Raw genomic sequence first — 13,258 nt, forward strand, 5'->3', positions numbered from 1 at the left:
CCCCGCCCACGACCGGGCATCAACGAGTTCCCCACCCATGAACAGAGCAACGACCAACCTGCCCAACCGTCACGACAAGGACCGTTGCAGTACTAACCCTGCGGAGCCAGAGACTTGCTACAGAACCAAACGCTCAGTCACCACCACGGCCCCTGGCTCCGATGAGCCGGTCTGCCCAACTCCCATTTCACCGGGGCGATCCGGACATCTGACGGAGCATTCCGGCCGCGCACTGTAAAGCTACTTGCCCGGGCAACGCCGCCTGGTAGGCATTTACATGTCAAGCAGAGCCAGGGAGGGAACCATCATGAGGAACAAGCTTCGCAACCTGCTGGCCGTGGCCGCCGTCGCCGCTGCGACCGGCACCACCGTACTCACGGGCGCGTCCGGTGCCTCCGCCGACGCTCAGGGGGACTGGGCCGGCTGCCCGGACGGCAACGTCTGCATCTACGCCGAGGGCCGCTACAGCAACATCGGCGCCGGAGACATCACCAACAAGTACTTCCGCTACAGCACCTACAACCTGTCGAACCAGGTCAACCAGCACTGGGTCCTGAACAACCAGAACGGTCCGTTCGAGGACGCGTATGTGAAGCTGTGCACCGGTTACAACGGCACCGGCGACTGCAGCAAGGTACTGGGTCCCGGCTACGGGGAGTACCTGAACCTGACCCCGATCAACTCGATCGTCCTGTACCGGTAATTCCCAGCGGTCCCGCGATCTCCTACGCCCTCACCCGACCCGCCTCGAACTCCAGCGTCTCGTCTCCCCATGGTTTGGTCGGTGTCGAGGCGCTTGCCGGCCCCCTTCTGCGCGGCGGCAGTCGGCGCTCCGAGAACGACGTCGACGGTTGCGAAGACGTGGCAAGGGAAGCGGAGACCCCCTCAAACGACAGGGTCGACCGGCGGACGGTCGACGTCGCGGTGCCCTCGGCGGTCGAGGAGAGGGGACGTCGGGGGCTCGTGAAGAGGGCGCGGGGCCGTGCGCTCGTGATCGTTGCTGCGCTCGGCAGCACACCACAAGGGAGGGGAACCCGATGACGCGCAAGGACCCGAACTGGGAGTTGCACGAAGACATTACGTGGCGCCGCCGGGACCCGGGCTGGGGCCTCGTCCTCGACAGCCGCTGGAACTGATCCGGCAGCATCCCAGAACAGCCGGCCCGGTCCCGTGGGTCCCCCCGGGGCACCGGGCCGTGGTGTTCCGTGACGGCCCGTATCCACAGGGGCCGTACGGAACGCTTCTCCGATGGGGAACACGACACCGGGCCGGGCCGGGAGGCCCGGCGTATGCCGCACTGAACCGCGAGTCTGGATCCGTCGGTTGTGTCAGGCGAAGGAGAAGTGCGCGGCGGCTTCGGCGGGTGTGGTTGCTTGGCGACGTCCCGGGACATCGTGGACAGTGGTTGCGCCTTCGGAACGGAGTTGGTCGGCACTGGCCTCCCGGATCATGACCGCGGCGTAGGCACGGACGTCTGCGGCGGTGAGATCGGTGCGGCCTCGCTCTGTGTACTGCTGGAGGAGGTCGGTGACGTCCGGGTTGAATCGCAGCATGCTCACCGGGGCGTTGAAGCGCCTGGCGATGGCGATGAGTCGTGCGCGCGCCTGCGGCGTGACGTTCGTCGACTCGGCGACTGCGCTGCGTCCGGCTGCGAGTCTGGCGATGATCCTGTGGTCGCGTTCGCCGAAGATCCGTGCGTCCGCCGCGTCGGATTCCGCTTGTACGGGTGAGGTGCCGAAAAGCTCCGCGCGGATCTCATCGCTGGACACCACGGCTTCCGCGTCGATCTGCCGACGTGCGATCAGTGCCCGGACGAAGCTGGTCTTGCCCGAGGCTGGAGGGCCGACAAGGACCACGAGTCCTGCCGGTACCCGAATGACAGGTGCGAGAGCATCGAGGTAGAGGGCGCCTGCGCAGTCGAGGGCTTCCTCCGGGGAGCCGGCTGACAGTCCGCTGGGCAGGATGGTGTCCCGGTAGCTGTCGTTGCTGGCCGAGTAGAGGGCGAAGCCCCAGGTGTGTAGTACGCCGGTGAAGCGCAGGCGACACAGCGGCAGGTTCTGGCCGCTGGGCAGCTGTGCTGCCACGTAGGCGTATCCGGTGTGGAAGCGGACCGTAATGGCGTCCACGTGCGGCCAGCGTTCACGGGCGTGACGGTTCAGACGCTGGCGCAGGTGGTGCTGCATCGATTCCGGAGGATTCTTCGGCACGGGCCCATCTTCGTACCGCTGGTGGCCACCATCCCCCTTCAACCAACAACTTGGCCGAGGCGGCGTGGGCCGCCTATTCACTTACGGATGCTCCCGATCCGGCGGTGGAGGGCCCGGTGGCGCGCACACCTGGGAGCGTGCGGCGCAGGAGTTCTTGGCGCTGGCGCACGGGAGCCGCACCGAGATTTCCGGGCAGCGCGCTGTGCTTGCTGTGTTCGGAGTGCGCCAGGGAATCAACGTTGTGGGTGCGGCTTGGCACGGTTCGCGGTCGGCAGGTGCGGCGGTGCGGCCAGGAAGTCCTGCTGGTTGCGGGCGCGGGCGCGGGTCGGTGGTGGGGGTGTTTCCGTGGTCAGTTCTTCGGCGAGGGCGGTAAGGATTTCCACCGGGACGGCGCGGGAGGCGGTGAGGGTCCAGGTGGGGTGGTGGATGCTGGGGCCGCCCCAGAGGGTCCAGGTGTCGTCTTCGATGTGCCAGGTGGCGGTGCGGTTGAGTTGCAGGCCCGTGGCACCGGTGATTTCCCAGGCCTGGTGGTACTCGTCCGCGGAGTGTTTCCATCCGGCCTGGAAGAGGGGAGAGGTGATGGCGTGGACGGACTCTTCAGACACGGGGCGGGAGGTGAGGTCGTTGTCGGCGAGGGTGTCCAGCACGGTGCGCAGGACCGGCTCGGGGGTGTCGGTGGTCAGTGAGAGGTGCCAGAGGCGGTCGGAGACGGGGCTTTCGTAGGCGGCGATGGTCCAGGCGGTGTCGCCCCGGGTGGTCTCGTGTTCGCGTTCGATGCGCAGGGTCTGTTCGTCGTGGACGAGGTGGGTGGTGTTATCAGACCAGGTCTGCCAGCGTGTCCAGTCGCTGTGGGTGTCGAGGAAGGTCTCAAGGACTGCGTCGTGGTCGCCGGGGCCGGCGGCGTACGGGGGCGTGGGTGCTTCCTGCGGGGTGAGAAGGGCTGCTTCAGTGAGGGCTTGGGCGGCTTCGGTTTCGACGTGGGTCGGTGGGGCCGCTCCGAGGCGGACCTTGTCGTGGTACTGGCCCACGAACTGTGTCAGGGCTTCCCGGGCGGTGGGGCTGGTGGTGGCAACGACCCAGAGGTGGTTCTCGCCGTGCAGGTTGACGGTGGTGCCATCCCGGTAGGTGCCGACGGCGACGGTGGTGTGTCCGTCGTGGGCGTGGGCGTGGATGATCAGGCGGCCGTCGCGGATGTCGTCGTGGATCTGCTGCGCGTCGGCGGACACGCCGCGTTTCTCCTCGTCGGTGAGCCAGTGCATGGGGTGGTCGGCCCAGGACCACTCGGTGTGCAGTTCCTCGTGGAGGGCTTTGGCGACGGTGACGATGATGCCGTCCTCGCGGAGCGCGGTGATGGCGTTCTTCGTGTAGTGGGCTTCTTCGCGGTCGATGCGAGCCAGGATCATGATCTGTGCGCTGGCGGGGGTGAAGCCCTGTTGGTGGAGCAGGGCTTGGGCGAGGCGGGTGTCGTCGCCGTGGAGGGTGGCGAGGACGGCACTGGTGCCGGGGTGCGGGCCGAGAAGCACATGGGCGGGGGCCGGGGTGGTTGGGGTCATGTGTGCTCGATTCGCTGGGAAGCAGAAGGTGAGGAACAGAAGGCCGGGAGACGCCCGGGGCGTGATGCCGTGCGCGGGAGGTTGTGGCCGGCTCGTGCGATCACGCTGAGGGCGGTGGTGAAGAACGCGGCGAGTACCGCGCACGGTGACGACCTCGACCGGACCGCTCAGGGCGATGTGGGCGAGTGCTGCGGCAAGAGGGACGAGGGCGCAGGCGAACCCGAGTTGACTCAGGCGCTGCATGGAAGGAAGGGGGAAGCGGGAACTCCGCGGGTCAGCGGGCTGTACGGGTCACTGGTGGTGGGGCGGTGCGGGCGGTCGGCGCGCGGACGGTGACGGGCGGGCGGGACGGTGGGGGTGCTGGCGGGGTGCGCTGGAGCTGCCAGCGGCGGTGGGCGCCGGTCACTTCAGCCAGCGCGCGCCGGGTGCCGATGAGCAGCTGGTGGGCGGTGGTGGCGGGGTCGACGGTGTAGGCGCGGATGCGGTGTGCTGCCGTGCGGGCGGTGCGTAGGACGGTGTGGTGGAGGATCTGTTCGGTCCAGTAGGCGGGGTCGTCGGGGTTGGGCTGTACGAGGGCCATCACGCTCTGGGCGGTGTCGGGACGGGTGAGCAGGCCGCGTTGCTGGGCTTCGGTGAGGACGGTGACCGGATCGATGGGGTGTCCTCGGTGGGCCATGGCGGTCAGGCACGCGAACAGGCCGCTGTGCAGCGGGTCGGTGAAGTCGGCCGGGCGAAGCGGCAGTCCGGCGATGCTTTCGGGATGGTGGAGGAGCCCGGCCAGCAGGCTTTGTTCCGCGCTGAGTTCGTCCGCCGTCGGCTCGTTGCCGGGCAGTGGGGCCGAGGGTGTGCGGGGTGGTGTGCTGGTGTGGAACCCGTGCTGTTGCTGGAGGGTGTCGAGGTGCTGGAGCAGGCGCTGTACCTGGTCGGCGACCGCGGCGGCGGGCACGAGACGGGTGGTGTCGTGGGTGAGCTGGGCCAGCCGTTCCGCGTGCGCGCCCAGGCTGCGGCGCGCGTGGCCGGCCTGCACGATCCGTGCGTACGCAGGCGCGTGCTCAGGGGTGGGGCAGGTGTGGATCAAGTGGTGGAGATAGGGCAGGTGCAGGCCGCGCGAACGTGCCGAGGCTGCGGTGAAGACGCTCCGTATCCATTCCAGGCTCGGCAGCGCAGGTGCCCCCTTCACCCCTCTGGCGTTTGTGGCCGGAGGAGGGGCGAGCTGGGTGATGGCGGCGAACAGGGCACCGTGCGCGTGCCGGGCGAAGTCGCCGGGTGAGAGAGAGGGGAGCTGGTGGATGAGGGCGGGCCGACTCAGGAGGGCGCCGAGGAGGGCCTGCTCGGCGTAGTCCACCGGGTCAGGTGCCGAGTCCTCGTCCGCAAGGGGATCGTCCTCGGTGGGTGTGGTGTGAGGCATCAGGCGGCCAGGGTGAAGTCGGCGGGGTTCAGCGTGGCGGGGAGGTGCGGGGCCAGCAGGTGGGCGGCGAGGAGCGGGGGCACCGCGTTGCCGATCTGGGAGAACCGCTGTCCCTTGGTGCCCTGCCAGGGGTAGTCGCGGGGAAAGCTCTGCAGGATTCCGGCTTCGGTGTCGGTGATCCGGATCGACTCCGGGGCCGACCGCTCCTGCTCTGCCGCAGACGTCTTGGGGGGTTCGGCGATCCAGATGCACTCGTTCGCGCGGTGGCCGAAGAACAGAGTCCCCGCGGGTTCGTCGATATGCCGGACGGTGGCGTTCGCCTGGTTGTTGCTGCGCAGCGACCACGACCAGCGGTGTGCCTCGGCGGTGAAGGTCGGCGCGGGCCCGCCGGCGGGGCGGTTCTCGCGGGAGCCGTGCCGGGCTGCCCAGCCCGCGCCCTCCCGACGGGACTGGAGGACGACGGTTTCGGGGCGGGACTGCCAGGTGCCGCGGTCGCGGGCGTCGGTGAGGGTCTTGCGGGCTCCGGAGGGGAAGGGCTCGGGCCCGCCCCCGGGGCCGCCGCCCGCGCACACGGTGGGGGTGGGGCGGTCGGTGGCGCCCCACCCGAGGGCTTCGGCCATGGACACCCAGCGGGCGCGGCCCGGCCCGAACAGCGACACGGGCTCGGCGACCTTCGCGTGGGTGGGGGGCGGCGGGGCGGCGGTGCGAGTGCGGGAAGCGAGCAGGATCGCCCGCCTCCTCGTCTGCGGCACGCCGTAGTCCGCCGCGTTGAGGATGCCCGTCCACACCGAGAACCCCCAGCTTCGCAAGATGGAGGCGTACTGCTTCCACAGGGGCAGGACGTCGGGGACCTCCTCCATCGCCACCCACTGCGGCCCGCCTTCAGCGTGCAGGGCGTGCAGGTAGCGCATCGGCTCGGCGGCGAGCAGGCTCCGCGGATCGCGGCAGGACGCAAGGAGCTTCTCCCGGGTGTCACGGCCTGCGGCGAGGTCGGCGACCGCCTGGTGGACCAGCGGCTGATCCAGCAGGCCCAGGCGCTTGCCGGCCATGCTCCATGCCTGGCACGGCGGCGAAGCGATAAGCCCCGTCACCCGTCCGACGAACGGGTGGGTGGGGTACATCGCCACGTCGGTGCGCACCGTCAACTGGCCGGCAGCGGCACGGGTCTTGCAGGCCCACGGGTCCCACTCCAGGCCCACGTCCCGGATGCCCAGGGCGGCCAGGGCGCAGCTCCAGCCGCCGGGCCCAGCGAACAGGTCAAGGATCAAGAGGCGAGTCCGAAGTCGTCCTGTTCCGGTTCCGGCTGTTCGCCGCGGCAGGACCATGGCGAGCACCCGTCCTCGACTCCCCGCTCCAGTTCTTGGACGTCGAGCCCTTCCGCCAACTCCGCTTGCAGAGAAGCCCATTCGGCGGCAGTGACGTGGTCGATCGGCGCCTGGTCAAGGGGCACCCGGGAGCGGTGCAGGAACGCCTGCCCGAGCAGGCGGTTGCCGGTGGCATTGGCGCGCGCGTTCCCTTGGCGGATCGCGGCGTCGAAGGTGATGACGTCCTGCCATTCGTCCGGGCTGGTGTCGCGGATGTGGCGCCATTGGGCATTTCCGTGGAAGGGGCAGCCCAGGCAGGAGGATTTCGGGGTTTCAGCCAGGCCGATTGATGCGAGGTAGCGAGTGCAGTCGGCCCGCGACCAGTCCAGGTCGGTAATCAGCGGGTGCCGGTTGCGCATGTACTTGACGTCGGAATCCTTTGCCCGATGGAATTCATCGGTGGAAATCCCGATCCACTGCTCGACCCAGATGTCTTTCGGGATACGCGTCGGGTAGGGGTATCCGAGAAGGCTGCGGATTGTCTTCTTAATTGGCTTAACCTTATATTCGCCCGTGCACTGGCGCCTGGTCATCCCTGGTTTGCCGTCTTGGTTAAGGATGTAGAGCGGCATGGAGGCGAACCGCTTGTCCGGATTCAGGGCGTCATCCCGGATATTGCCCGCAGAGACGCGAAGGATAGAAATTCCGGCCGGTTTCGCTATTTCCTGTTCCAGGCGGTCAAGGTGGGCGTAAACGGCTGCAGGTTCCCACCCGGTGTCGGCGAAAATTGCATAGTCGACTTTGGGGAGAGTTCCCTCGGCGGAGAGCGCGAGCATGGCACTGGACTGGATTCCCGCACCGAGAGATATGGCGCGGAAGCGCGGCGAAGAAGAGGAGATGGAAATGTCCTTGCAGTGGGCGGCGCCAAGAGTCCGGCAGCCGGGAAGAAGGCGAGAAAGCGGTGCTTAGCGGCGCGCGGAAGCGGGGCAGGGTTCGGCGGGGGCGGGCACACAGCGCGCCGGGAAAGGGCGAGGGAGCGGCGTGGGGGTGGGCTCTGCCCGGTTGTAGCGGTCGGTCCGTCGCTTCTCCGACCGGGGCTCCCTGCCCGTCGCCGAAGGCATGGAGGGGGCGGTCATCGGGCACCGGTCCGGTGGCGGTGCGCGGCCGGGACCGGGCGCAGGGGCTGTCCCGGCACCGGAGTGGCCGGTGGCGGCGGGAGAGCGGCCAGGACGGAGCGGCCGAGGCTGGTGGCTGTGACGGGCTGCCCGACGGGGAGCGGGAAGCGGGTGTCGCGGGCAATCAGCCGCTGCCGGAGGAGGGCCTCGTACGTGGTCAGCAGGATCTGCCGACCGCCCGGCGCGGAGAGGTAGGGACGGCCGAACGGGGCCTGGTGCAGGGTGGCTTGGCCTTGGGCGATCAGTCGGAGGGCCGAGTGCTGGTAGGGGGTGAGGTGGGGGCCGGCGTCGGTGGCCGGCGCGGACGAGGCCAGGCGCAGCGGGGTCTGCGCAGAGCGGGGCTGGCCGGTGAGGAGCCGGGCGGCGGCCCGGCACCCCTCGGCACATCCCTCCAGGTGATCGAGCGCGTCTTCGATGCGTTCGTCGTGTGTGAGCGGGGCAGTGGCAACGTCGACCAGGCAGGCGCTGAGGGAGGCCGCCCGGGTGGCCACGATGCTCAGGGCACCGAACGCTCCTCGCTCCTTCACCGCAAGGACGTCGGGGGCGGTGTGGTGGAGGTCGTGCAGCAGGGACAGCGTGTCGTCGGTCAGCGTGTGGGCGACGGTGAGGTGCCGGCGCAGGTCGCCCAGGTACTCCGGGGCGTTGGAGGGGGGCAGGTCGACGAGACGGGAGTGCAGGGCGTCGAAGCGGAAGGCGAGGTCATGCAGACGCTCGGATGCATCAGGGGGCAGGAGCATGGCGTGTTCTGTGAGGGGGCCTAGGTCAGCGGCGTGGGGCGGCGGTACCGGCTGCCGGGGCGGTGGCGGGCTTCGCCGCGAGGGGGCGCGCGGGCGGCAGCGCGGTGGGGGCCGGGAGGCTGGCCAGGCCGACGAGGTGGGCGCGGCCACTCTCGGTGACGTGGAGGCGGGCCTGGTCGCGCCAGTCGTACTCGCGGGGAATCGGGACGGCCTCGATCAGCCCCTGTGCGGTGAGCGTGCGGACGATCTCGATGGCCATCGGCGTGCGGGCGTCGACGTGCGGGACCCGCTGGGGGTCGGTCAGGGCGACGTGCCCGCGTGCGATGGCCGCCAGGGCGTCGTTCTCCGTCGCGGTCAGGGGCAGTGCCTGCCCGCTGTGGTCGGCGATGCCGCGCAGGCGCAGTTCGCCGGCGACCGTGTAGGCGCATACGGCGAGGTCCTCGGCGGCGAGGCGGGTGAGCCCGCGGGCGGCAGTGATCGCGGTGCTGCGTGTGGTGGGAGAGCCGGTGGCTTCCAGGGTGCGCTGCAGCCCGTCGAGCTGGGCTGCAGCGAGCTCGGAAAGGTGGGTGAGCTGACGCAGACGGGCAGCGGCGTCGCGGGGCGCCGTGTTGTGCCGGGGGAAGGTGGCGGTGACCTCGTGGAGCAGGTCACGGGACAGACGCACGAGGCGTTCCGCGGACCTGCGGGGGGCTGTCAGCTGGTCCGCCTTGGCAGGGGAGGTCAGGCGGTGGTCGGCGAGCAGGTCGGCGTGGCGCGTGTAGTCGGCGGCAAGAGCCAGGATGCGTTCGGGCAGACTCGGCCGTGGCGTCACGTCGAAGAGCTGGTGGTCGTCGGAAGCAGTGTCCAAAAGGGGGGCCTTGGTGTGAGGGGGGCGGTCAGCGGGAGTGGCCGGCGGCGGCTGTCGGCAGGGGTGCAGCCGGGCGGGTGGCGCTCAGGGAGGTGGTGCGGGAGCGCGCGAAGGAGGCGGCGAGGTCGCGGCGTCCTTCTGCGGTGAGGTGGACGCGCTCGTCGCACAACCAGGCCGGGCACTCCTCGCGCATCACCAGTCCGCGGCTCTCCAGGGCGCGGATGGTGCTGATGCTGATGCTGATGCGGAAGTCCTCGCGGCGCAGGTACGGCTTGTCCTGGGTGATGCCCACATCTCCTCGGGCCACGGCGCGCAGGGTGCCGTTCTGGGCCGGGGTGAGGCCGGGCGGCCGGTAGCCGGGTACGAAGCCGCGGTTGCGGCGCTCGACGACGTACTGTTCGGCGGCTGCCAGAGCGTCGGGGGCGCCGAGGGCGGTGAGGCTGGCGGCCAGTGTGAAGCGTCTGCTGGCCTCCAGGCGGGCGTCCTTCTCGGTGAGGACGGCCAGGAAGCCGTCGCCGAGTTCGACGGGAAGCCGCTGAACGGTGTGCTCGATGATGTCGACGGCGTCGATGAGGTGATCGGCCGCATCGTTCGCGAGCTGGGCCAGCTGCCGCGTGCGGGCGTACACCGCGCGGATCTCGGGGCTGTGGTACATCGGCTGGGCGTTGAGGGTGCCCACGATGGCGGAGGCTTCGTCCGCCGCGTGCTGGGCGGACACCGCTTGAGCGTTCAGCAGGACGGTGGGAGTCGGCCCGTTGAGTTCATGCCGGGCGTGGGCGTCGGTGAAGCGGGTGAAGTCGGCCGCCAGCGACAGGAGTTGTTCGGCAGGTTCAAGGGAGAAAGGGTTGCCGGGCAGGGGTGCCTCCGGGGGTGAGGGGGGCTTAGCGGCGTCGGGCCGGAGGCGTCTCGGGAATGCGGGCGATCTGCGCGACGGCGTGATCGAGGCCGGGATTCAGCCGGGTGCCGTGCACAGGGGTGATGAGCGCTTCGTCCGTTCCCTGCAGGATGAAGGGAAGGTCGATGAAGGTGCGTTCCACGGGGAAGCCGCTGGCCAGATTGCTGAAGAACTGGTCAACGAGGGGCTGGGGGGTGGTGGCGGAGAAGGTGGCCGTCCAGTGGGTGTCGAAGCCGTCGAACACCGAGTGCTGGAACACCCACCGCACCTGTTCGCCCGACGCTTGCGGGGTGTGCTCCAAGGAGCAGTGCCCGTCCGGCGAGGTGTACCGCACCCCGTCAGGCAGCTCCTCCTTCGACCAGGCGCTCTGCCCTGCTGTGTCGTGGAGGGCGGGAGGGGCTGCGCCGAGTTCCGCGTCGAAGCGGTGGTCGCCCAGCGTGATCTGCGGGAGGAGGTAGAGCATCGGGCCGATGGCCTCGATCGGGGTCTGGCGGGTGAACTTAACCCGCCAGGAGGGGTCTTCCTGCGACACGGTCCACCAGTCGCCGCGCTGGTGCCCGGTGTCCAGGGCGATGGTGACATTGCAGTCGGGGCTGAACACAGCCAGGGTGCCCAGGGTGCGGTCCTGCTCGGTGCTCCACCCGGCCCGGTTCACCAGCGGGCCGATGGCCTCACCCAGGCGGTCCAGCCCGGCCCCGGCGAGATACCGCGGCGAGACCAGGACGCGGTCGTACGGATCGAACGTCATCGGCGAACTCCAGAAGTGAGTGCGGTCTCCAGGGCCGGCAGCGGGGTGGCGCCGCCCAGCGGGGTACGGCGCTCCCCAGTGGCAGTGGTGGTGAGGGTGGTGAGGAATCGGGCGACGAGCGGGGCTGGGGTGCCCTGGGTGAAGCGGGCTTCCCAGGCACGGTTGTGCTCGGTGTTGTAGCCCCGGAACGCCCACATGGTGTGGATGCCGATCGACCGCGGCATGTACCGGAGCGAAGAGTGTCCGTCGGGGGAGGCGAACTCGATGCCGCCCGGTGTGCGGGAGGCGGCCCACCGGGCGTCGGCGGCGGCCTCGGATACACCGGTAGGCAGAAACCCGATGCTCTCGGCGAAGCGGGTGTCGCCCTGGAGCTGGGGCAGCGAGTAGACCATGAGCCCGAGGGCCTCGACGGGGGTGTGGCGGCTGAACTGCGCGAACCAGTGCGGGATCCGGTGCTCCAGCTCCCACGACGCTGCTTCTTTCCGGCGCAGGTCGAGTCGGAAACCCAAGGAGCTGTACGGGCAGCCGACGGCCAGGAATCCCTCTGCCTGGTAGAGCTCCCATCCGAAGTGTTCAACCATCGGGCCGAAGATCTCCCACGCCCGCGGAACGCCTTCGAAGGAGCGGTCCTCGGACGCGGCCGGTATGCGGTTCGGCACCGAAAACGTCATCGGTGTGCTCCTCGGGCCGATGCGGCAGTGGGGGCCGGTGCGGCATTGAGGGCCGGGAGCGGCGTGCGAGTAGTGGTGGGGGAGGTGTGGTGGGCGAGGGTTTGCTCGCCCGCACGGGTGAGCGTCAGGGCCTGCCCCTCGTGCAGGGCGCCGGGGCCGGCGCTGATCAGTTTGAGGGCCAGCAGATGGTGGACCGCTGCGTTGGTGACGGTGCTGCCGTCCTTGGTCGTGATGAGCATGTGGCCGGAGTCTTCGTCCGTCATCTCCCACCGTCCCTCGCCGAGGGCGAGCGTCCGCAGTGCCCGGACCTGGCCCGGCGTCAGCTCCTGCGGAACCTCGGGGCGGTGATTGTTCTGCACAGCGTCGTCGTGGCCGATGTCCTGGGCGATGGTCGTGGCCAGGTAGTGGAAGACCGTGGCCGCTACGTCGACGTGGTCGGCGGCGCTGGCGAGCTGCCCGTGGAGAAGCGGGGCGGCCTGCTGGTGGCGGGCGAGGCGGATGGCCGCTGCGTCGATCTTGATGGTCGGGGAGCGCGGCCGGGGTGTGCTGTCGTAGGCGATGTCGCTGATGGCGCGTGCGAGTTCGGTGCTGGCCGCGCTGGCGCAGGCGACTCCTCCGGACAGTGCGTCCAGGGCCAGGTTGCTGCCGGGAATCGCCGGGAACGGACCGGTGGCCAGGGCGGTCAGCTGTTCCAGGGAACGGACCGTGAGCTGGTGGGAGGTGTGCAGCAGCTCCGTGAACTCCGCGAGCGCCTCGGTGCCGGGACGGACGCCGAGCTCCTCCAGGGTGAGGTGGAAGGCAGCGAAGTCATAGCCGAGAGCGCGGAGTTCGGCGACGTTCTTGGTCAGTTCGTGTTCGTGGTGGGGCAAGAGGAGGTGGTCCTAGGGTTCTGGGCATCATCGAGGGCGGTCATCGGTGTGGACGATCCGTGCGTTGCCTGGTGTGACAGCAGGGGCCGGGTCAGCGGGTGTTGCGCAAGCGGACGGCCGGTGGCCGGGCGGACAGTTGTGCTGCGGGCCTGGCGGTGAGCGGCGGCCGTCTCGGGGCGGCGCGGATGATGCGGACGTCGGGCAGATCCCGGAGCGCCGGAGGGATTTCACTGCACCGGCGCTCGACGGGGATGGGCCCGCTCAGGTTGGCGAAGAAGCGGGTCACGAGACCGGCGGGAGTGGCGTGGGTGAAGTCCGCCCGCCACGCGGCCTGTGTCTCGCCGGGTGCTGAGGTCTCGATGCGCCACGCGAGGTGGTCATCGGGTTCGCGGTGAACGGTGCAGCGGCCCTCGGGAGATGCATACCGTTGTCGCTGGAGACCGTCGGCAGTCCAGCCCCGGGTCTGGGCGAGGCGGTGGGGCGGGTCCTCGTGGAGAAGGCCGAGCCGCTCCAAACGTCGTGCATCGCCATTGAGAAGCGGCAGGAGCTGAAGGGCCGCAGCGACCGCCTCGATGGGGGTATGGCGGGTGATGTCAGCTTGCCAGGAATCGGCGTCGTCGGCACCGGCGTGGTGTTGCACTGTCCACCAGCGTCCGTCGTCCCGCGTTGGGTCGAAGGTGATGGAAAACGTGCGGTCGGGGCTGGTCACGGCGATGCGGCCCGTGTCGTGCCCGCGCTTGACGGGCCACCCGAAGTCGCGCACCAGGGGATCCATCGTGGCGGTGATCCGCGCCTGCGACAGCCCGCCGCCGGCGAGATAGCGGGGTGCGAGAAGCACTCGCTC

The 13,258-nt window shown here is 69.7% G+C and carries 13 protein-coding genes; 1 reads left to right on the forward strand and 12 read right to left on the reverse strand.

Annotated elements, in window-relative coordinates:
• The first annotated feature begins 307 nt into the window (after window positions 1–307).
• Window positions 308–703 carry a hypothetical protein gene (locus ACIP93_RS15280; RefSeq protein ID WP_401758893.1) on the forward strand — a complete coding sequence of 132 codons (396 nt, stop codon included), beginning with the start codon at window positions 308–310 and terminating at the stop codon, window positions 701–703.
• Window positions 704–1,328: 625 nt separating this feature from the next.
• Here the strand turns inward: ACIP93_RS15280 and ACIP93_RS15285 are convergent.
• The 12 genes from ACIP93_RS15285 to ACIP93_RS15340 form a co-directional block, all read right to left on the reverse strand.
• Window positions 1,329–2,207, reverse strand: a complete 879-nt coding sequence (locus ACIP93_RS15285; protein WP_401758896.1) for an AAA family ATPase — start codon at window positions 2,205–2,207, stop codon at window positions 1,329–1,331.
• Window positions 2,208–2,440: 233 nt separating this feature from the next.
• Window positions 2,441–3,760, reverse strand: a complete 1,320-nt coding sequence (locus tag ACIP93_RS15290) for a DUF317 domain-containing protein (RefSeq protein ID WP_401758899.1) — start codon at window positions 3,758–3,760, stop codon at window positions 2,441–2,443.
• 274 nt (window positions 3,761–4,034) lie between these two features.
• The gene (locus ACIP93_RS15295; RefSeq protein ID WP_401758902.1) at window positions 4,035–5,168 is read right to left on the reverse strand and encodes a DnaB-like helicase N-terminal domain-containing protein; all 1,134 of its coding nucleotides are present in this window, start codon (window positions 5,166–5,168) and stop codon (window positions 4,035–4,037) included.
• Window positions 5,168–6,436 carry a DNA cytosine methyltransferase gene (locus ACIP93_RS15300; protein ID WP_401758904.1) on the reverse strand — a complete coding sequence of 423 codons (1,269 nt, stop codon included), beginning with the start codon at window positions 6,434–6,436 and terminating at the stop codon, window positions 5,168–5,170. Before ACIP93_RS15300 ends, ACIP93_RS15295 begins: the two co-directional genes overlap by 1 nt.
• The gene (locus tag ACIP93_RS15305; protein WP_401758907.1) at window positions 6,433–7,308 is read right to left on the reverse strand and encodes a hypothetical protein; all 876 of its coding nucleotides are present in this window, start codon (window positions 7,306–7,308) and stop codon (window positions 6,433–6,435) included. The genes ACIP93_RS15300 and ACIP93_RS15305 overlap by 4 nt, the downstream gene beginning before the upstream one ends.
• 296 nt (window positions 7,309–7,604) lie before the next feature.
• On the reverse strand, window positions 7,605–8,384 hold the full coding sequence (locus tag ACIP93_RS15310; protein WP_401758910.1) for a hypothetical protein: 780 nt from the start codon (window positions 8,382–8,384) through the stop codon (window positions 7,605–7,607).
• Window positions 8,385–8,409: 25 nt separating this feature from the next.
• Complete coding sequence (locus ACIP93_RS15315; protein WP_401758912.1) at window positions 8,410–9,231, reverse strand: hypothetical protein; 822 nt, start codon at window positions 9,229–9,231, stop codon at window positions 8,410–8,412.
• 28 nt (window positions 9,232–9,259) lie between these two features.
• Window positions 9,260–9,949, reverse strand: a complete 690-nt coding sequence (locus ACIP93_RS15320) for a hypothetical protein (protein WP_401758915.1) — start codon at window positions 9,947–9,949, stop codon at window positions 9,260–9,262.
• A gap of 163 nt (window positions 9,950–10,112) precedes the next feature.
• Window positions 10,113–10,874 carry a DUF317 domain-containing protein gene (locus tag ACIP93_RS15325; protein WP_401758918.1) on the reverse strand — a complete coding sequence of 254 codons (762 nt, stop codon included), beginning with the start codon at window positions 10,872–10,874 and terminating at the stop codon, window positions 10,113–10,115.
• Entirely contained in the window at window positions 10,871–11,545 is a 675-nt protein-coding gene (locus ACIP93_RS15330; RefSeq protein ID WP_401758921.1) for a DUF317 domain-containing protein, read from the reverse strand. The genes ACIP93_RS15325 and ACIP93_RS15330 overlap by 4 nt, the downstream gene beginning before the upstream one ends.
• Window positions 11,542–12,414, reverse strand: a complete 873-nt coding sequence (locus tag ACIP93_RS15335; RefSeq protein WP_401758924.1) for a hypothetical protein — start codon at window positions 12,412–12,414, stop codon at window positions 11,542–11,544. The genes ACIP93_RS15330 and ACIP93_RS15335 overlap by 4 nt, the downstream gene beginning before the upstream one ends.
• A gap of 91 nt (window positions 12,415–12,505) precedes the next feature.
• Window positions 12,506–13,252: a DUF317 domain-containing protein gene (locus tag ACIP93_RS15340; RefSeq protein WP_401758927.1), complete on the reverse strand. Its 747-nt coding sequence runs from the start codon at window positions 13,250–13,252 to the stop codon at window positions 12,506–12,508.
• Window positions 13,253–13,258 lie beyond the last annotated feature (6 nt).

Origin of the sequence: Streptomyces sp. NPDC088745 (assembly GCF_044751045.1) — a bacterium.
Lineage (GTDB): Bacteria > Actinomycetota > Actinomycetes > Streptomycetales > Streptomycetaceae > Streptomyces > Streptomyces cremeus.